The 20,873-nt window shown below is 33.0% G+C and carries 16 protein-coding genes; 10 read left to right on the top strand and 6 right to left on the bottom strand.

Annotated features, from left to right (window positions below):
• Positions 1-209: 209 nt before the first annotated feature.
• Together F6K40_RS28485 and F6K40_RS28480 are read right to left on the bottom strand one after the other, a co-directional pair.
• Entirely contained in the window at positions 210-614 is a 405-nt protein-coding gene (locus F6K40_RS28485) for a type II toxin-antitoxin system VapC family toxin (RefSeq protein WP_293140615.1), read from the bottom strand.
• Positions 607-840 (bottom strand): AbrB/MazE/SpoVT family DNA-binding domain-containing protein, encoded by a 234-nt coding sequence (locus F6K40_RS28480; protein WP_293140613.1) that lies wholly within the window; start codon positions 838-840, stop codon positions 607-609. The genes F6K40_RS28485 and F6K40_RS28480 overlap by 8 nt, the downstream gene beginning before the upstream one ends.
• A 243-nt stretch (positions 841-1,083) precedes the next feature.
• Between F6K40_RS28480 and F6K40_RS28475 the strand changes: the two genes are divergently transcribed.
• From F6K40_RS28475 to F6K40_RS28435, 9 genes are all read left to right on the top strand, one after another.
• Positions 1,084-1,650: a Uma2 family endonuclease gene (locus tag F6K40_RS28475; RefSeq protein ID WP_293140611.1), complete on the top strand. Its 567-nt coding sequence runs from the start codon at positions 1,084-1,086 to the stop codon at positions 1,648-1,650.
• 294 nt (positions 1,651-1,944) lie between these two features.
• Complete coding sequence (locus tag F6K40_RS28470; protein WP_293140609.1) at positions 1,945-2,838, top strand: ATP-binding protein; 894 nt, start codon at positions 1,945-1,947, stop codon at positions 2,836-2,838.
• A 145-nt stretch (positions 2,839-2,983) separates the two neighbouring features.
• Entirely contained in the window at positions 2,984-3,730 is a 747-nt protein-coding gene (locus tag F6K40_RS28465; protein WP_293140607.1) for an ATP-binding protein, read from the top strand.
• A gap of 2 nt (positions 3,731-3,732) precedes the next feature.
• Complete coding sequence (locus tag F6K40_RS28460; RefSeq protein ID WP_293140605.1) at positions 3,733-4,206, top strand: hypothetical protein; 474 nt, start codon at positions 3,733-3,735, stop codon at positions 4,204-4,206.
• 91 nt (positions 4,207-4,297) lie between these two features.
• On the top strand, positions 4,298-7,222 hold the full coding sequence (locus F6K40_RS28455; protein WP_293140603.1) for an AAA-like domain-containing protein: 2,925 nt from the start codon (positions 4,298-4,300) through the stop codon (positions 7,220-7,222).
• Between the two features lie 92 nt (positions 7,223-7,314).
• Positions 7,315-8,436: an ATP-binding protein gene (locus tag F6K40_RS28450; protein WP_293140601.1), complete on the top strand. Its 1,122-nt coding sequence runs from the start codon at positions 7,315-7,317 to the stop codon at positions 8,434-8,436.
• Between the two features lie 170 nt (positions 8,437-8,606).
• The gene (locus F6K40_RS28445; RefSeq protein ID WP_293140599.1) at positions 8,607-9,896 is read left to right on the top strand and encodes an ATP-binding protein; all 1,290 of its coding nucleotides are present in this window, start codon (positions 8,607-8,609) and stop codon (positions 9,894-9,896) included.
• A gap of 33 nt (positions 9,897-9,929) precedes the next feature.
• Complete coding sequence (locus tag F6K40_RS28440; protein ID WP_293140597.1) at positions 9,930-11,174, top strand: ATP-binding protein; 1,245 nt, start codon at positions 9,930-9,932, stop codon at positions 11,172-11,174.
• A 123-nt stretch (positions 11,175-11,297) separates the two neighbouring features.
• Positions 11,298-13,301 carry an ATP-binding protein gene (locus F6K40_RS28435; protein ID WP_293140595.1) on the top strand — a complete coding sequence of 668 codons (2,004 nt, stop codon included), beginning with the start codon at positions 11,298-11,300 and terminating at the stop codon, positions 13,299-13,301.
• Between the two features lie 22 nt (positions 13,302-13,323).
• Here the strand turns inward: F6K40_RS28435 and F6K40_RS28430 are convergent, their stop codons facing one another.
• The 4 genes from F6K40_RS28430 to F6K40_RS28415 form a co-directional block, all read right to left on the bottom strand.
• On the bottom strand, positions 13,324-14,949 hold the full coding sequence (locus F6K40_RS28430; protein ID WP_293140593.1) for an ammonium transporter: 1,626 nt from the start codon (positions 14,947-14,949) through the stop codon (positions 13,324-13,326).
• Positions 14,950-15,040: 91 nt separating this feature from the next.
• On the bottom strand, positions 15,041-15,265 hold the full coding sequence (locus F6K40_RS28425; RefSeq protein WP_293140591.1) for a hypothetical protein: 225 nt from the start codon (positions 15,263-15,265) through the stop codon (positions 15,041-15,043).
• Positions 15,266-15,280: 15 nt separating this feature from the next.
• Positions 15,281-16,117 (bottom strand): Rpn family recombination-promoting nuclease/putative transposase, encoded by an 837-nt coding sequence (locus F6K40_RS28420; protein WP_293140589.1) that lies wholly within the window; start codon positions 16,115-16,117, stop codon positions 15,281-15,283.
• A 627-nt stretch (positions 16,118-16,744) separates the two neighbouring features.
• On the bottom strand, positions 16,745-17,926 hold the full coding sequence (locus F6K40_RS28415; RefSeq protein ID WP_293140587.1) for a tetratricopeptide repeat protein: 1,182 nt from the start codon (positions 17,924-17,926) through the stop codon (positions 16,745-16,747).
• Between the two features lie 1,746 nt (positions 17,927-19,672).
• Between F6K40_RS28415 and F6K40_RS28410 the strand changes: the two genes are divergently transcribed.
• Positions 19,673-20,617: a glycosyltransferase family 2 protein gene (locus F6K40_RS28410; RefSeq protein ID WP_293140585.1), complete on the top strand. Its 945-nt coding sequence runs from the start codon at positions 19,673-19,675 to the stop codon at positions 20,615-20,617.
• The last annotated feature ends 256 nt before the right edge of the window (positions 20,618-20,873 follow it).

The raw sequence follows: 20,873 nt of genomic DNA, 5'->3' as shown, positions 1-20,873 counted from the left end.
GTTTCTAGGGTAAATCATTGTTTTTGACAATAAACATCTACGAGAAACCGGGTTTCTTTGCGTAAGTCCTGATAATATTAAACATTTTTACCCGTAAGGTAGAAAGTTTTTAGCCATACAGGAGTTTTGTAGTACCTATACAATTGATGCTTCGTAGGAGTTTGGTCTCCAAACCCTTACTAAACAAAGCCTAATAAAGAACTAGATACCTATGGCGTAATTAGCTGAACGACTGGGAAATATGTACGATAACGATTGACATCGCCGGTTAGCAGAGGAATATTTGCTATGGTAGCATGGGCACCAATATAAAAATCAGGAAGTGGCGATCGCCTTATCCCCCCACGCTGACGATATGTTAAAAAGCTTTGTCCGGCTAGGAAAGCTGCTGAATAGGGCAAGGGGTCTCGACGAAAAAAATCTTCTGGTAAAGCTTCTTCAACTTCCTCGGGTTGATTAAACCCAGTAGATATTTCGGCGTAAATGATGGGATTAATTACCAAGTCTCCCTGGTTGGCGTAGTTAGTTACCATTTGCGATGACCAATCAAACCATTGAGGATCTTTGGTGAGAATATCTAAGATGACATTACTATCCACTAAAATTTCACTCATATATGTCTTGGCGAGTTAGTTGCATAATTTCATCAGTGGTCAGATCCTTGGTTGCTTTGCCACGAATAGCAGCAATTATTTCTTTTCCTCGATTGGGGTTTTGAAGCTTGCGAATTTGCAAGGTGTTCCCTATTACTTTAAGTTCAACTTCTGTACCAGGTTGAAACTTAAGCAGGTTTTGAATTTCTGGAGGGATGGCGATTTTTCCTTCAGTGTCAATTTTCATAATTTTTATTGTTTGAAGTTTTACTTGATAAAAATTGTACAGCAGTTTCCGAATAAATAAAGATGTAGCGCGATCGCGATGTTATCTTAGTTACTATTGGACAATAGTTAGACAATATAATCAGGACTTACGCAAAATATCAAATCACACACCATTTGTAGGGGCGAATGGCATTCGCCCCCTACTAGATATGATGGTTATGGGTAAGTCCCGATCATCATCAAATAGGAAGAAAGTCAAATTATGTCTGATGTTACACTCAAAGACTTAGAAATAGTACAAAAAACACTTTCACAAGCAGGTTTAGACTATCAATTAGAATTAGAAAACGGAAAAATATCAGTCATGGGACCATCAGATATTGTATCCAGCGAAATTACCGCAGAATTGTTGAGAGTTTTAGGTAATTGGGTTAAACCTCGTCGCTTAGGACGTTTATTTGATTCTAGTGGTGGTTTTATTTTACCTGATAGTAATCTCAAAGCACCTGATATCTCTTTTGTAAGTGCAGAACGTTTACCACGAAGCGTTCGTTATTTTGGGGAAATGGTACCTGAGTTAGTAGTAGAAATAAAATCTCAAAGTGACAGGATAACACCTCTACAAAAAAAGCTGGAAAAATACATACAACTCGGAGCAAAAGTAGGAATTTTAATCGATCCAGACAAGGAAATAGTAACAGTTTATCGCCCCACTGGTAAACCTATTGAACTAACTAACGATGATATATTGACTATTCCCGAATTATTTCCTGGTTGGGAGATATCAATTTCAGAACTTTGGCCACCAATATTTGAAGAGGAAGAGTGATATTATGTGGTTTTCATTGCGAGCGATCGCGTTTGCGGAGCAGTCCATAAGGAAAGCAATCTCAAACGTAAAAAACTTTTTCCTAATTTGTGAGTCCTGTAAACAATAAAACTTTGTTTTAGGTAGGCGTTTTGTCTGCCTTTTTGTTTGACGATTTGTAGCTTTAAAAATATGAAAAATATGAGACTGAGACAATTAATTAATCTATAAGATGTTCAAGATTTAGCAACTGTAAACATTCTGATAGAATTGATAATTCTAGTCAAGCTAAAAATCAAATAATTTATCTAAATCATGCCACCAAATCAACAATTTTTTCCCGGTACACCTGTTCCTCCAGAAAAGTTTGTCGGCAGAACATCTGAACTCTACCGAATTTTTTCCCAAATTAATAATCGCGGTCATGTTGCTATTTATGGTAGTTCTGGCATGGGTAAAACATCTTTACTCAACTACATAAAATCTCCTAATTTTTGGCAAGAAAAAGGATTAGATTTTTCAGAAGCTTTGATTGTTTATTACAACTGCGAAGGTTTATTTGCACCAAATGGTTTTTGGCAAAAAATTTTAAAAGAGTTAAGAAACCAAGCTAAAGGTGATACAGATTTAGAGGGAAAGATTGATGATGTACTAAAATTAGAAATAATAAAAGTAAGAGACATACGACTGATTCTCAGAGAGATTGGGAAAAGAGATAAATTTTTATTATTACTATTAGATAACTATCATAGAATGCTTGGTACACAAGAAGAGTATATTAATAACCTGGAAAAATCTAGAGAAATGGAGACTTTTTTAAGTGCGTTGTGTAATCTTGCAGTTCATAGTCAAGAAGGTCAATATTTTTCAACTATTGTTACTGTATCCCGAAGATTGAATGACTTAGGCCCAGAAATTCCTCGTAGTGGTTCTCCTTTGTATGGTTATTATCTATATCTAGATTTAAAACCTTTTAGTCATGAAGATATTGATAATTATTTTTTGAACTCAGAAGGGCATTTCTTCATTTCAATTCCCAGTAATATTCAGGCAGAAAAAGTGTTAGAAATTACTGGTGGATATCCAATATTACTTCAATACGCAGGTCATATATTTTCTCAATCAGATATAGGTATTGATATTAATACTTTTAGAGCAAAGTTTAAAAATCAAACCGAAAAGATATTTAAGGATATATGGAGAGAGTAGAACCGTCATTAAAACTCAACCAACTTAACCAAGGTATGAAATATCTAAAAGAGGCATGACATTTACCAACTTTGAATATTCTGATATAGTATGATATAGTAAAAAATTATAGTAAAACTAAAAGTCAAATAATTTAAAATAAATTATGCCACCAACTCAATTCTTTCCTAATAAACCTGTTCCTCCAGAAAAGTTTGTCGGCAGAACATTTGAACTTTACAAGATTTTTTCCCAAATTAATAATCGGGGACACATGGCTATTTATGGTGGTTCTGGTATGGGTAAATCATCTTTACTTCACTATATAAAATCTCCTAATTTTTGGGAAGAGAAAGGATTAAATTTTTCAGCAGCTTTGATTGTTTATCATAACTGTGGAGGTTCATTTACCCCAAGTAGTTTTTGGCAAGAAGTGTTAAAAGAGTTAAGAAATGAAGCTGAAGGTGATGCAGGTTTACAGAGTAAAATTGATGATGTATTAAAGTTAGAAACAATAGATGTAAGAGATATACGGAAGATTCTCAGAGAGATTGGGAAAAGAGATAAATTTTTATTATTACTATTAGATAACTATCATAGAATAGTTGGTACACAGGAAGAGTATATTAATAACCTGGAAAAATCTAGAAAAATGGAAACTTTTTTAAGTGGGTTGCGTAATCTAGCAGTTCATAGTAAAGAAGGTCAATATTTCTCAACAGTTGTGACTACTTTTCAAAAGCTACATGAATTAGGTCCAATCATTACTCGTGCTGGTTCTCCTTGGTTTAATCATTATCTATATGTAGATATAAAACCTTTTAGTCAGGAGGATATTGATAATTTTTTTTTAGCTCCGATGCTCATTTCTTCATTTCAATTCCCGAAAATATTCAGAAAGAAAAACTGTTAGAAATGACTGGTGGATATCCAATTTTACTTCAACACGCAGGTTATATACTTTCTCAATCAGAGCGAGATATTGATATTAATACTTTTACAGCAAAGTTTAAAGATCAGACAGAACAAATATTTAAAAATATATGGAGAGATTTGACTACAGAGGAACAAAATCTTTTGAAGTTGATTGTAATTAATAACTTAAATGGAGAGGTCGGTGAAAAGCTTTATTCTGTTGATGACATAGACAAAGTAATTGAGAGAAATAGCTACAATCTGAAAACTTTGGAACAACAAGGTGTTATCTATAAGGACTTAGATTATGATAAATATAAGTTTTCTTCTTCTTTAATGCAAGATTTAGTTGTTCAAGAATTTGATGATTTAATCCCTAGAAAACGTGAAGTATTATTTGAAAAATTTGGAATCAAGATTCAACCGTATCTTCTTAAATCTGTACGGGGTATTATTAAAGCATTTGGCAACTAATGAATCAGAAATTAAAGAATAATCAACTCAGTTTTAGGAATTTTATTGATACTTAAAAAAAATCAAATCCTAGTATGAGGTCATAGTTAATATGAGTAATTCGCAATTTATTTCTAACCCATATATTATCGGTCGTCCAATCCGTGAAAAAGACAAATTTTATGGACGAAGAGAAATATTTTATTTTATTGAAAATCAGCTAAAGCAAAATTCACAAGTTATTCTATTGCAAGGACAGCGACGAATTGGTAAAACATCAGTTCTGGAGCAGGTTAGTAATTTTGTAGATTTGGATAACTTTGTTTTTATTCAACTTTCTCTGCAAGATAAAAACTTTATAAATATAGGAGGTTTGTTTGAGGTATTAGCAATAGACATTAAGGATTACATAACAATTACTCTTGAGATAGAGGAGAATAGTATTTCCTGTAATAACAATTCTGAAGAACAAGATATATTAAACTGGTTTGAGAAAATATTTTTGCCAGAAGTTTATGGAACTCTCGGTGGGAAAAATGTTGTTTTAATGTTAGACGAATTTGACAGTTTAGATAATATAGATCAAGATACAGAAAAAAAATTTTACACATATTTGAACCAGATAGTAAAAAGAGATAAAAAACTTTTCCTACTGCCAGTTATAGGCAAACCTGTTGAGGATCTTTCTCAACATTTTCAGAACTCTTTTAGACAAGTAGCTTCGGAAAAAATTGGATTACTAAAAACTGCAGATGCTGAAAAATTAATTACCAATCCAACGGAAAAATTAAAATATCAAGATGAAGCTATTAAAAAAATTCTCAAATTATCAGCTAACCATCCTTATTTTACTCAAGTTTTATGTTTTGCACTATTTAATAATGCTATAGCTAGGGATATATGGGAAGTTACTTTTCAAGATGTAGAAAGTATTGTTGAAAAAGCAATTAGTAATTGTCAACTAGGGTTAGTGTCTTTACGGGATTCATTACCAATATATGAAAAAGTTGTTTTTTTTGCAGTAGCAAAGTCTCAAGACATAGATGGTTTAACAGAGCAATTAGGAATTTTGGAAAATTATGGTGTTTCTGTAACGGATGCCTTCAAGAAAGCGTTGAAAAATTTAGAGGAATGGGATTTTTTAGAAAAGCAAAGTTCTAGTTCGCTACAGGATTTTTATCAATTAAAAGTAGAATTTGTTCGACGTTGGTTAATTGAAAATGATTTCCTAAAAATTTTGGGTGAGGCAATTCGTAAGTTAGAAATTGCTGATATAGAAGCTAATGCTCTTTATGAGGAAGTAGGCAAAATTGGAGAAAGCGATATTAACAGTAAGATTGAAAAGTACAAGGAAATAATCAACAAAAATACTAACCACTTTAGGGCTAAATTTGAACTGGCTAAACTTTACCACGATACTAGAATATTTGATTTGGCAATTGAATTGTATGAAAATATTGACAAACTATATCAAAAAGTTGATAGGTTCAGAGAATATGAAAATATTGACCAATTCCTACCATTAAAAGTTGAAAATAATTTGCGTGAAGCTCGATGGCAATATATTAGTGTTTTATTAGCAGAAACAGATAATTTAGAGTCTTTGAAGTCTGCAGAGCAACAACTCAAAGAGATATTTAAACTAGAGCAAAACAACAAGGAAGTTATAACTAAGCTAGGAGAAGTAAATCGGAAAATTCGTTATCTGACAGGAAATCCTTTTACGATCGGAAAACCTGTTGAACCAGAAGACTTTGTTGGTCGCGGAGATATTATTAATAATACTTTTAATCAAATTCAACAAAATAGTAATTGTCTTTTTGATGGCAGCTCAGGGATAGGAAAATCTTCATTACTCAGATATTTAGTTGAACCTGCATCTTGGGATATCAGAAAATACAACATTGATATTAATGATTACTATGTGCTGGAAATTGATTGTGAATCTATAGAAAATTTATCTGTCACTAGCTTTTGGCAAGAAGTTCTAAGGGAACTAGATGAGAAAACTGCGGATGATACAAAGTTAAACGATAACCTTCAAAAAGTATTAGCCCAAGAAACAATAACTCAAGTTGAAATAGAGTCTCTACTAAAATTAATTAGTGATGAAAAACCGTTAGTATTATTGATGGATAATTATCATGCTTTGTTCAAGCAGAAAAATAATTATTCCTCAGATGAAGCATCGAAGCTTTTGAGACAGTTGAAAAGTATTAATTATCGTAGACATATAAAATGTTCTATGGTTATGACCTCCTCGGAAAAGATAGAGAAACTGCTTCAGGAGTTAAAAGAAGACACATCAATTTGTGAGTATATTGTTAGTTTTTCACTCGAACCATTTAATAATAATGAAATGAGAGAATTATGGGAAAGAATGCCGGAACAATGGAGAGATAGAAAAGAGCTTTACGGACAAGCAAAATATTTGACTGGGGGTTATCCGGGGCTTTTTCAGATTTTTTGTTATTATTTGTGGAGTTTGTGTCGAGAAAACATCGATCAACAGACATGGAACAAAAGATATGAAGAACTTTATGACCGATTTTATGAGCAGGCAAAGTTAATGTTAAATGAAATATGGAAATCATTAACTCAGGCAGAACAAGGAATGTTACTTTTAGTTATTTTATCTGATTTAGAAGGCCGTGTGAAAAATGTTAGGAAGTACGATTTAAGTGGAATCAGAGAGTCCTTGAGAGAAAAAGATCATGTTTTAAATAGTTTAAAAATTAGAAAAATAATCACAAAAACTGGTACTGATATAAATCACAAAGATATTTATGATTTAACGTCATTTGCTTTCAAGAAATGGGTGATTAATGAAATTATTATTAAGGGTGTTGATCAGGATGTTACACAACGGGAAAAAATATTTTTATTTGTCAAGCAAAAAGATGTAAGTATGGTTCGCAAGTTATTTGATGAATTATGGAAGAGTAAAGATACAATCATAAAAAGATTACTATCCCCACTTCCACCTATTGACATAAATATTAATCATAGAACAGAAAATATACAGTCAAAGAATTAGCTTTTGGTATTAAAGAACTTTTATCCTTATTTTTTCCGGCACAATGAAGAGTTACCGTTTATTACTTATGGTATGTTCAACCTTCAAAAAAGATGAACCCTCATAATTTCATACGAAACCCTTATATTTTTGGCAAACCAATTTATAAAAAAGAAGAGCTATATGGTAGAGAGAATATTATTGAGGCAATTAAAGATAATTTTACAAATAATAGAAAGATAACTTTGTTGCACCTCCAAAGACGTATTGGTAAAACTTCATTAATAGCTTCTTTACCTCAATTTTTCACTGAAGAACAAAATACTTTTAAGTTTGTTACTTTCTCATTTCAAGGTTATAAAAATCAGTCAATCCCTAAAATATTGAATGATCTGGCTGAGGATATTGCTGCTACTATTCATGGAGTTCCTAAACAAGTAAGAGAACTAGCTGATACTTCATACAACTTTTTTCATCTTTTTTTACCAACGATTATTGATGAATACTTATCAGATAAAAGCCTTGTTCTTCTCCTAGATGAATTTGATGTTTTAGAAGAAGATGCAACAATATTCGATCGAGGAGAAAAGTTATTTTATGAGTTAGAAAGAGCTGTTAAGCAAGAAAAAAAACTATTTGCTATTCTGGTTTTTGGTAGACCCTTAAAAGATATATTTTTTTTAGAAACATTCTTACAAAAAGAAGATCGAAAAGCGATAGAAATTGGTTTATTAGATCGGGAAAGTACACAAAATTTGATTGTTAAACCAGCTCAGGGAATATTAGAATATAAAGCCGATGCAATTAATACTATTTGGCAACTATCCGCAGGCCATCCTTCTTTAACACAACTGCTATGCTTTTTTATTTTTAATTATTGCAGGGAAAAAGGAATAAAAAAGGTAACTAATAATCATGTCTGGTTAATTTTAGATGAAGCAATGAAAGGAGGCGAGGCGGTATTAAATGGTTTTCTAGAACCTTTGAATAATGATGAAAAACTATTTTTTCGTGCAGTAGCAGAAGCTCAAGAAAATTTTGAAGAAAAGCAACTACAGAGCATCATCAGAAGTTGGCAGTCAGTCGGAAAAAGTTTAGTTGAAGAATATGGCTTTTTAGAAGAAAGAGAAGATAGAACAGGTTATAAAATCAAAGTTGAATTAGTCCGACTTTGGTTGCTGAAAAACTATCCCTTATCTAATCAGGAAAAGCGACTAATGGAGCAAAATACTTAAAAAAATTAAAATCCAAATTTTGTAGCTCAGATGTGGAACTGTCATTAACATTCAACCACCTAACCAAGGTATGAAATATCTGAAAGAGGCTCAACATTTACCAACCCTGAATATTCTGATATAATAGAAAGTTGTAGTAAAACTAAAAGTCGAATAGTTTATCTAACATTATGCCACCAAATCAACAGTTTTTTCCTGATACACCTGTTCCTCCAGAAAAGTTTGTCGGCAGAACATCTGAACTATACACGCTTTTTGACAAAATTAATAGTCGCGGTCACGTTGCTATTTATGGTAGTTCTGGCATGGGTAAAACATCTTTGCTTAAATATGTACAATCTCCTAATTTTTGGGAAGAAAAAGGTTTAGATTTTTCAAAAGCTTTGATTGTTTATCATAACTGTGAGGCTTCATTTACAATAGATAATTTTTGGCGAAAAGTTCTAGAAGAGTTAAAAAACGAAGCTGAAAATGATGAGGATATACAGGCAAAAATTAATAATGTATTAGATTTAGAAACAATAGAAATAATAGATATACGTCCAATACTTAGAAAGATTGGAGAAAAAGATAAATTTTTCTTATTACTATTAGATGACTATCATGGAATAGTTGGTACACAAGAAGAGTATGTTAATAACCTGGAAAAATCTAGAGAAATGGAGACTTTTGTAAGTGAGTTGCGTAATCTAGCAGTTCATAATATAGAAGGTCAATATTTCTCAACTATTGTTACTACATTTCAAAAGCTGCATGAATTAGGTCCAACAATTACTCGTGCTGGTTCTCCTTGGTATAATCATTATTCATATCTACCCTTAAAACCTTTTATTCCGGAGGATATTGATGAGTATTTTTTTGAATCTAATGGTGATTTTTTCAGTTTAATTTTTGAAAATATTCAGAAAGAAAAAGTGTTAGAAATGACTGGTGGATATCCAGGTTTACTTCAATGTGTAGGTGATATATTTTCCCGCTTCGATCCAGTTGATATTGATACTCTAAATACAAAGTTAAAAGATTATGCTGACAGAACTTTTCAGGATATCTGGAGAAATTTTGAAAAAAATGAGCAAGAAATTTTGAAGTTAATTGCAATTGATAATTCCAAAGGTAAGTTAAGGGGAAAATCTTATTCTCTTCATGGTATAAACAAAGATTTTATTCGTTATAGCAGTATATTGGATAATCTTGAAAAAAAAGGATTGATTTATCAGCTCGAACAAACAAATAAATATAATTTTTATTCTTCTTTAATGAAGGATTTTGTTGGTAAACAACTGGAAGACAAAAATGTTTCAATTGCTGAAGACCGTGAGATATTGATGATTTTACTTAATATCAAGATTACTCGTGGAAGATGGAAGCAAATCAAAGAAAAAATACAGCCTATTATTAATCTTCTACAACCTCTGGCTAGAATCTTCAATTTCATTGCTAACAGACTACCAGGCAAATAATTGCAAACATTATAATTGGATATAGTTTTAAAGATGACAAATGTAATGACTTTGATTAAGAATCCTTACACTATTGGTAGCCCTATTTTCAAACCAGAAGACCTGTTTGGACGAGACAAAATTTTAAGTTTTATTCAACAACAATTGACTTCTGGGGCTAAAGCAATTCTATTGCATGGGCAAAGACGTATTGGCATGACTTCATTGATGAATTACATTGCTGAGGATATTAATTTAGATGAATTTGTCTTTGTTCGACTCTCTTTAGAAGATAAACATCATAAATCTTTGGATAAGATATTGTATGATTTAGCCAGGAATATAACTGATGAGTTGGGAATATCTAGAAATAGGATAACTATTCCCAGTCAGGAAGATTTAAAGGCAGAACCACAAGATTTTTTTGATATTTTTCTACTCCAAGTTTACCAAGAATTAAAGAGGAAAAATTTAGTTCTACTTATAGATGAATTTGATATGTTGTGGGATAATAGTTGTACTGAAATTAACCCTTTTGTTTATTTCTTAATTTCAATTATTAATCTACAAGAGAAATTATTTACAATTCTGTTTGTGGGAAGACAGGGAAGTAGTCTGGAATTTATCCAAGGTTTATTCAGGGAAGTAGGAGAATTACCTTGCAAAGAATTGGGGTTACTTGATAAGTCTGATACTATAAAATTAATTACTGAAATTCCTAGAGAAGTTACAAATTATCAGTACGATCCAGATGCAATTGAAGCTATCTGGGAATTGTCATGCGGACATCCTTACTATACTCAATTATTATGCTTTTGCTTATTTCAACAGGCTAGAAATCAAGACAAATGGAATGTGACTTATCAAGATGTGAAAGGAGTTATAGATCGATCTTTTGAGCAAGGTGAACCTGCTTTTGTATCTCCTCTAGAAGTTTTATCTACTCTAGAAAAAATAATTTTATCGGCGGTAGCTGAAGCTCAAAAAATAGCTACAAATTCATTTGAATCAAATATTATTAGTCCGTTCCTGATATTAGAAATGTATGGTGCAAAGTTCACGGAAAATTTAATAGAAGAAGTAATAATAGGAGCAACACATTTAGTTAACTTGGGGTTCCTGGAGCAAATAGGAGTACAAAAATTCCAAAAAATAAGAGTTCCAACTTATAGAGTTAAAATTGAATTGTTTCGACTTTGGTTGTTAAAACAGTATCCATTAGAAGCACAAAGAAATACAATTAAGGTCATGTTTCCTAAAAAACCCTGGTTCCAGGGAATTTTGGATATGACTCTTTAAAATGAATGAGACTCGTGTAATAACTAAATAATCGGAAATATTTATTTAATCACGTTGTAATTATGCTGCATAGACTTATAAATCGTTAACCCTTAAATTGGTCGATTTTTATTCTTAATTAACATGAAAGGTAATCAAAGGAATCCTTATATTTTTGGTAAACCAATTTATAAAGAATACCAGCTATATGGTAGAAAAAATATTATTGATGAAATCAAAAATAATTTCATAAGTAATAGAAGAATAACTCTATTGCACGTCCAAAGACGTATTGGTAAAACTTCATTGATAACTTGTTTGCCTCAGTTTTTCACTGAAGAAAAAAACAGTTTTAAGTTTGTTACTTTTTCATTTCAAGGTTATAAAACTAAGTCACTTCCTAAAATACTACATTATCTGGCTGACGATATTGCTGCTACTATTCCTGGACTTCCTAAACAAGTAAGAGAACTAGCTGATACTTCGCTTAACTTTTTTCACCTTTTTTTGCCAACGATTATTAATGAATACTTGTCAGGTAAAAAACTTGTTCTTCTGTTAGATGAATTTGATGTTTTAGAAGAAGATAAAACAACAGATCATCAAGAGCAAGGAAAAAAGTTATTTGATGAATTAGAAAAGGCTGTTAAACAAGAAGAAAAACTATTTGCTATTCTGGTTTTTGGTAGGTCATTAAAAGATATGACCTATCTAGAAGAGTTTTTACAAAAAGAAGATCAATACCCTATAGAAGTTGGTTTACTGGATAAGGAAAGTACAAAAAATTTGATTGTTACGCCAGTTAAAGGAATACTAGAATATGAAAAAAGTGCAATAGATACAATTTCGGGACTATCCGCAGGCCATCCTTCTCTGACACAACTACTATGTGCCAATATTTTTCAACATTGTAGGGAAAAAGAAATAAGAAACGTAACTGACAATGAGGTCTGGTTAATTTTGGACAAAGCAATGGAAGAGGGAGAAGCAGTATTAAATGGCTTTCTAGAACCTTTTAAGGATGATGAAAAACTATTTTTTCGTGCAGTAGCAGAAGCTCAAGAAAGACCAGGAGATGAGCAACTACAGACTATCATAAGAAATTGGCAGTCTGTAGGAAAACGTTTATTTGAAGGATATAGATTTTTAGAAGAAAAAGAAGATAAAACAGGTTATAAAATCAAAGTTGAATTAGTCCGGCTCTGGCTGGTAAAAAAATATCCCTTATCTGATGAGGAAAGACTGCAAATGGATCAAATTCCTAAAAAAAATCAAAATCTACCTGAAACAAATAACAACGGCAAAATCCCTACGGAAAAGGGAAACAGTAATTCTCAAGGACCTAATCAAATAGCAAAAATTTTAGCTTTATTTGTGGTATTTTTAACTCTAGCTTTTCTTGGAATATACTCATTTTCTCTGATTCGTAAGTCAGGAAATTCTCAGGCTTCTAGGTCAGAATGCTCTAGATTGTTAGGAGAAATAAATCTAGCTTTAGGAGATGCAAAAGAGCGATCGCGAGTCATCGAGAAAATCAGAAATGAATGGTCTAGAAAAGAAGAAAGTTTAGATTTACAGTGTCCATATGATTATGAATTAGACAGAAAATATAATGAATTGCTCTACCGTTATGGGTGGAATAAAATAAATATTGGAGAATATGACAAAGCTATAAAACCTTGGTGTGAAATTACAGAGGAACATGAAAAATTTAGAGAAGTAGAAAATATATTATTAGATTGGATATCATCAGATACAAAGTTGTCTATGGAAAATAAAGAAAAGGTAATTGAAGCACTAATTGAGCATAATGAATCTGGAAAAAATTGTCTCGCCTATTCCTTTACAAGTGAAAGAAATAAAAATAGATTATCTGAGGAACAACAGAAATTATCTGAGCAAAAAAAACAAGTAAGAAATGAATCTTTATACCAACAGGCACAAAAGCGCATCAATGCTTTTGAGTTTGAAAAAGCTGTAGAAGTATACTGCCAAATATCAGAGGATTATGAAAAATTTCCAGATATTCAGACAGAATTACAAAGTTGGTTATCTAACAATTCTAATTTATATGATGATGAAAGAGAGAAAGTAAGGGAGAAACTAACTCAATTAAAAAATAACTGCCCAGTATCTCCACTGAAATAATTAAATAGTACAAAAGCACCTTTTAGATATCTATAGGATTTTCCCAAAAACCATCACTTCCATCAATTTCTTCCCTTGGCGTTACTCTAATTCCTTGTCTAGCTACCCTATTAATTTTTGCTAGTAAATTTCCTTTGTTAGATAACTTTCTACCATTGCCAATTATTATATCGAAACTATATAAAATTATCCCAATAATTACCCAGACTATCCAACTGAGCACGAAAATAAAAACAAAAACAATTAACCATCCTAATATTTGAGCACCTAGCTGACCTAAAACATTATAATTATCCTGATATACCTCAGTACCTCTGAGACTCCAAAATACTGCTACAGTACCCCAACATCCGCAAAAAAGATGAACGGGAATAGCTCCTACGGGATCGTCAATTTTTAAAGACCTTAAAAATATGCTGCCTCCAACAACAATAACTCCACTAACAGCACCTATGAGTATAGCAATAGGAACATCTATATAAGCAGAAGAAGCAGTTACTCCAACTAAACCAGCTAAAATACCATTAATAAGTGATGAAAGTTCAGGTTTTCCTGTTTCTGGATTGTTTTCAAATATTTGAGACCATAAAGCAGCTATGGGAGTAGATAGTATCGCGACTATACCACCTGTTGCTGCAGACATTATAGTTGTTATTATTATATGACCGACATTTTGTAGGTCGGATGTGGAACCACCATTAAAACCCAACCAACCTAACCACAGTATGAGACATCCGAGAGTAGCAGATGTTAAATTGCTTGGGTAAGTAAAATAGTCTTGCTTCTCAAACTTACGAGGCAATGGTTCCCGTTGTACACGACGATCTAAATCTTCCTGAGGGTCATGTCCAAAGCAATTCCACCTGGGTTTAAGTAAGATAGCGCCCACTAAAGCAGCGGTTCCTCCCACAGTATGAATAACGGCAGACCCGGCAAAATCTATAAAATCTCTTTGTTTGAGCCAACCATATTCTGACCATACCCAATGACCAACAATAGGATATAGAAATCCTACTAACATAAAACTAAACCAGAAAAATGCCCAAAACCTAATCCTTTCTGCTACTGCTCCAGAAACAATAGTAGCTGCGGTGCCAGCAAATGCTAATTGAAAGAAAAATAGAGATGCTATGGAACGTTTGGGAAATTGACGTTGCAAACAAGAAAATCCTTCTCTAGGAAAACCTAGCGAATTATCATCTTTCGGAAGCAGGATAAATTGTGACTCATGCTCGAAACGATTATATTCAGTTGTGGGAGAAAAATGCCCTAGATAACTTATTTGGTCATTTTGAGGAAAACCTTCCCTACAAGGAGCATGATCTAACCCATCCCCAAACATCAAACCAAAACCAAACATCCAAAAGGCGATCGCTGACACACAAAAAACGATTAAGTTTTTCGCCAAGACATTAATAGAATTATCGCTGCGACATAAACCAGCTTCCAATAATGCAAAACCAGCATTCATAAAAAATACTAGAGCGCCTGCTAATAGCAGCCAGATATTGTCTACTGCAGCAAAATTATTACTACCATCCTGAGCTAAAGCTGTTTGGCAACTCATCAAAACTACGATAGTTGCCAAAAATAAACAGAAATACCGAAAGCGTGAGAACCAGTTTTTATTTTTGGATTTGTCTAACATAAAATCTCCGTAAGAAAACTAACTGTTTGAGTCTAGCGATCGCCCCTGACAAAACAAACTGCCTTGGAAGAGCGATCGCCTTAAGTAAGACCTAATTAGACTGGTTTTGAGCAGCTTGTTGGACTTGCTCCAAAGTCAATTCCAACTGTTGTGCTATTTCTTCTACAGTTAACCCTAGTTCTAAAAACATAGGAACTATTTGCAACTTAGTTAATAATGTCCCCTCTTCTCTACCCTCTTTTCTGCCCTCTTCTCTAGCTAGTCGCTTAATTCCTTGATAAAGTCGAGATTTTTTAAATTCCTCCATGCTGAACATTTCTATTACCTCCTATTAATTAGACTGATTTTCAGCAGCTTGTTGGACTTGTTCCACAGTTAATTCCAACTGTTGTGCTATTTCTTCTGCACTCAAGCCAAGTTTTAACAATAGAGGAACCATTCCCAACTTAGTTAATAATGTCCCTTCTTGTCTGCCCTCTTGTCTGCCCTCTTGTCTGCCCTCTTCTCTGCCTTCCCGCTTAATTCCTTGATAAAGCCGAGATTTTTTGAAGTCTTCCATGTCTAACATTTCTATTACCTCCTCTGGTTCTAAATCTTGAAATTTGTACAAAATAATTGTTTTGACTAATTCTAACACTTTTTGCTGTTCAGTCTTGTCTGGTAGTTCTGCCGTTGCTTTAACAGATAACATTTTTGCCTGTTCTACTGTCTTGGCCTCGTCTTCTACTATTAACTTGACTATACCCAAACCCAAGTTATCGTAAGCTTCCTCCCCCAAGTCTTCCAGATAAATTATGGTGACGTTGCTGCTATTTAATAGAGCTTGATAGGGTTGAGTATCTTTTGGTTCGATGTCGCGGTTCCGGAACACTACTAACCCTTGCCAATATTTGGTTTCCTGGTATTGACGCAGATAGAGAAATATCTCGGAAAAAAATCGACGGTAAAATGCTTCATCCTTTTGCATTTGCACTTCACCGAAATGGATGGGAGTAGTTGGTGACTCGGTGTTGGGAACTAATACACCGTCTAAACGGAAGGCTGTTTGTTTAATTTCGACTGACCGAAATTTGTAAGAATTTGCGAGAGTGGGAGATTCACCAAGGAGTTGAAAATAAACTCCTGGGATCTCTAAGAATAGTCTGTAAAATATGCTGTCTGTTTTCATTAAAAAACCTTTTTGTTAGAGATATAATTATATCATTCAGGACTTACGCAAATTCTGAAATAATACCCTATCTGTAGGGGGCGAATGCCATTCGCCCCTACGAGATATGGCGCTTGGAGCGTAAGTCCTGATCATTGTGAATGTCTGGTTATAAAAGTTTGAGGATTTTTTTTATTTTGTCAAAAACTTAATCAGGACTTACGCAAATTCTGAAATAATACCCTATCTGTAGGGGGCGAATGCCATTCGCCCCCTACGAGATATGGCGCTTGGAGCGTAAGTCCTGTTAATGATTATATATAGATATCTCAATATAGGAGCGCTAAAGCGCAACAACGACTAATATCAAATCCGGTAGTATCGGTATAAAAAAGCAGAGAAACCGGGTTTGTCTCAAATGCCCTACAATACTAACATTGACATCCCACAAACCCGGTTTCTGATGTACGGGCGATTCGCGTTTGCGCAGCATGAGCAGGAAATCGCCCCTACGAAGCAAGCGGATTTGATATAAACAGGACTTACGCAAACTTGTAGATAATACGCTATCTGTAGAGGGCGAATGCCATTCGCCCCTACGAGATATGGCGCTTGGAGCGTAAGTCCTGATAAATCAATAGTCTATGATTAACCTACTTTTCTCAAATTCTGTTCATCGTAGACGATCGCCAAATTATAAGAAATTATTTCCCAATAGACAGGATAATTTTCCTCTGTATAAACAGACTGCGCTTTGAAAAAACAAGCGATCGCTTCTTCTAAATTATCTCTTCTATCTCCCAGCATCCGATCTAGATAAACATTTCCCAAATTATTTTGAGTAGTTGCCCAGTCAAAAGGAAACTTTTTCTGAGTCCGTACTTTGAGAGCTAAATTATAACAAGCGATCGCTTTTTCAAGATTTTTCTTTCGTTCTCCAGCAGTACGTTCATGGTAAGCACTACCCAGATTATTTTGGGTACTCGCCCACTCTTGAGGCAACTTTTCTAAAGTCCTCACAGTTAAAGCTTTTTGATAACAACTAATAGCATTTTCTAAATTTTGCTTTCTTTTTCCGGTAATACGTTGTTGATAAGCATTGCCGAGATTATTTTGAGTGCTTGCCCATGCTTCAGGCAATGCCGAATTAGTCCGAACTTTAAGAGCTGCATCATAACAAGCGATCGCTACTTCTATATTTTCTTCTAGGTTTCCGATAGTACGTTTTTGATAGCTACTGCCCAAATTATTTTGAATAGTTGCCCAGATTTTCGGAAATTGTTGACGGGGTAAAACTTTTAAAGAAACTTCATAACCTACTATTGCTATTTCGACATTATTACTTTGATTACCGAAAGGAAATTCTAGAACTAAATTACTGAAATTAATAATATCTACAGCAATATTTTGTGCTAATTTTGGTTCCATTTTTGGCAGATTTTCTCCTGCCCAAGTTTGTAGAACTCGCAGTAAATTTTCATTGAGCTGATTCTGATTATATTCTAATAATGAATAGGCAGTTTCTAGCCTTCCTTCATTATCTGAGATTACTTTTAATATCTGCATTAGAAAAATTAGAGATGTTTCCTCATCCACAGACAAGGAAGCATTTTTTAAATTTATCTCTAACATTGTTGCCAAATTTTCCAATTGTTGGGCATTCAAATTACCTATTTTTCTCTTGATTTTGGCTATTTTTCTCATTACTTGAACTAATCCTCTATCTAGCAAATTTTGATTAGCTTGGAAGATTTTATTTTCATTGCCAGTAGGCGAAACTAACAAGGATTGAATGAGACCGATATAACTGGAAATTTGTTGTTGATTCATGTTTTTTTCCTCAGAGTTTTTTCTTGGAATTCATTACATATCTCTTTTAGAGATACTTTTTGATATGTTTAAAAGTGATGCTTACCCTGATAAAAAACTTGTCAAGAAAAATTTGTATTTAGTAGAAATGTTAGATGGAAAGTTTGTAGGATTTCAGAAATAATTAATACAGTAAATAAATAAACTTATGCTACCTATTATTGTAATTGTGAAGCAGGAAAAGAAAGCAATTATATTTAGTTTACCCAATGTTTAGACCTCCCGTTGCAATTTCTAGTTAAGGAATCTTGCGTTAGCTAAGTTAATACTAACTCTTGGAGATTAACTTATTTTATCTCCACCTAACTTCAGGCAAGATCGGGCTTTCTTTCGATCGCCTTTATAAATTAACTCTCAAAGATTTTCAGTTTATGTTAACTGTTCCTAAATTAATCATAACTAATAATCATAACTAATTAAGTATTGTAGATACCTAAAATTAATCTTTATTGTATAAACTTCATGGAGTCTTACTATATTTCCATATAAACTATCGGGATTGAAATAATAGACTTCTTGCAGAAGTCAGGGAATAGGGAATAGGGACTGAAATTGTTTATTTCATATCTTGAATTGATTTCATTTTTTATTTTTGGAGATGTCTAATGAACCAAATATTTGATCTAGGCGAGATTGGATCTGGCGCCGGTAACCCATCCATCCCACCCTACGGGAAACTTCGTGACTGCTTTTTTATCCTCTTAAAAGGGGAGACTTTATACCAAATTCAAAAAAAGGTCGTTACAGTATTAATCTCTAAATTACTACTAGCAAATAAAACAACTGTAGCAATATTTTATGAAATTGGTATTAGACCTTATTTTTTGGGTACATCTCAATGCAAGAATAAAGCCAAAAATTTATCGCTTTTAGGGAATAGGGAATAGGGGAAAAAAGTATTTTGGCACAGATGAGATGCACCCTATTTTTTGGTAAAGGAATTTAGAATTAAGAGAGTAGAGTCAGCAAAACCAGTAGGTAAAGTCCAAAAAAAAGTCAAAAATCAAAAGTTTATTTGGTCTTTGAAGAGTTTGTATTATAAACAAATATTCATCTATTATCAACTTACTTTTCCAGGTATTATCCGTATGGGGAATTACTCCTCATCGCTCTATTCCATCTGCTATAGCATTTGGAACTGCAATTCGCGCGTATATTGTAACTACCGTTCAGGTCAGGATTGATTAACAAGCCATTTTTCGATTTATATAAACCTCTTTTTATCGTTTGACCACTAAATTTATGTTTGACTCTCTGATTATAATTTGGGATATTATTAAGATCAAGAAAGTTGGCTTTTGCTGAATGCTTACATTTATAGATTCTATTAATACCAATTTGATTAACTTTGGGTTAAACTATTTAATCTTAATTACTATAGTAATCAGTTGTAATTTGTGAGAATTTGTAATATTTGCTCGTAGGACTTTTGTCTCCTCTCCCCAAGCTAAGATGGGGTTTGGAGACCAAACCCCTACAGTTTTTTCTCACATCTCATTCCTGATTGCTATAGAATGTAAAATGGTTCTCTAAAATTGCTATAGTGTCAAAGTTTTGAGACAATAAAATCTTAATTCATAAGTTTTGATTTTTAACTGTCAGATGTGCGTCTTACATTCTGAGATTTCCTGAGAATTAATGATTCGCTTTTAACTTTCGTGAAACGGTATAAGTTTCTTTGAGCAAACTAGAAAAAATATCTATCCAATGACAAAATTAATTATTCAAATCCCTTGTTACAACGAAGAAGAATCTTTAGGAATAACTCTAACTGCTTTACCTCGAAAACTACCAGGAATAGATATTATTGAATGGCTAATAATTAACGATGGTAGTCAAGATCGAACAGTTGAAGTTGCTAAAGAATATGGAGTAGATCATATTGTTAGTTTCCCGACAAACCAAGGTTTAGCTAAAGCATTTATGACTGGTTTAGAAGCTAGTTTAAAAGCAGGAGCAGATATTATTGTGAATACTGATGCAGATAATCAATATTGTGCCGATGATATTCCTTATTTAATCCAACCTATTATTTTGCACCAAGCAGAAATTGTAGTTGGGGAACGACCAATTTGGGAAACTAAGCACTTTTCTTATACTAAAAAATTACTCCAAAAATTAGGGAGTTTGGTAGTAAGAATAGCTAGTAATACAAAGATTCCAGATGCACCTAGTGGGTTTCGAGCTTTTAGTCGGGAAGCTGCTATGCAACTTAATGTATTTAACTCTTATACTTATACTCTAGAAACCATTATTCAAGCAGGGCAAAAAGGTATAACAATTACATCAATTCCTATTAGAACGAATAGGGTATTAAGACCTTCCAGATTGGTCAGAAGTACCCCTGCTTATGTGTTGCGTTCTCTCTTTACTATTCTCAGAATTTTTTTACTTTACAAACCCCTACGTTTTTTCCTAATGTTAGGAAGTGTACCGTTTAGTTTGGGAGTAATTTCTGGTATCCGTTGGTTATTTTTCTTTTTTAGTGGATATGAAAAAACCAGGGTACCTACTTTGATTTTAGCAACAATCTTAGTTTTAGTTGGATTTCAATTATGGATATTAGGTTTAATAGCAGATTTAATGGCAGCAAATCGCAGAATTATGGAAGAAATTCAAGTGCGAATGCGCAGACAAGATTGTAATAATTAAGAATTCAGAATTTAGAATTCAGAATTATAGAATTAATTCTTCTGTAATAAATAAATTAGCTCAATGGAGAGGCTTTCTACTTGAATTTTTCAGTCAAGCTAAATTGTAATAATTCAAAATTGAGAATTGAGAATTATAGAATTAATTCTTCTGTAATAAATAAATTAGCTCAATGGAGAGGCTTTCTACTTGAATTTTTCAGTCAAGCTAAATTGTAATAATTCAAAATTGAGAATTGAGAATTATAGAATTAATT

The organism is Okeania sp. SIO3I5, from assembly GCF_010672085.1.
Classification (GTDB): Bacteria; Cyanobacteriota; Cyanobacteriia; order Cyanobacteriales; family Microcoleaceae; genus Trichodesmium.
This window is presented reverse-complemented; position numbering and strand designations above follow the sequence as displayed.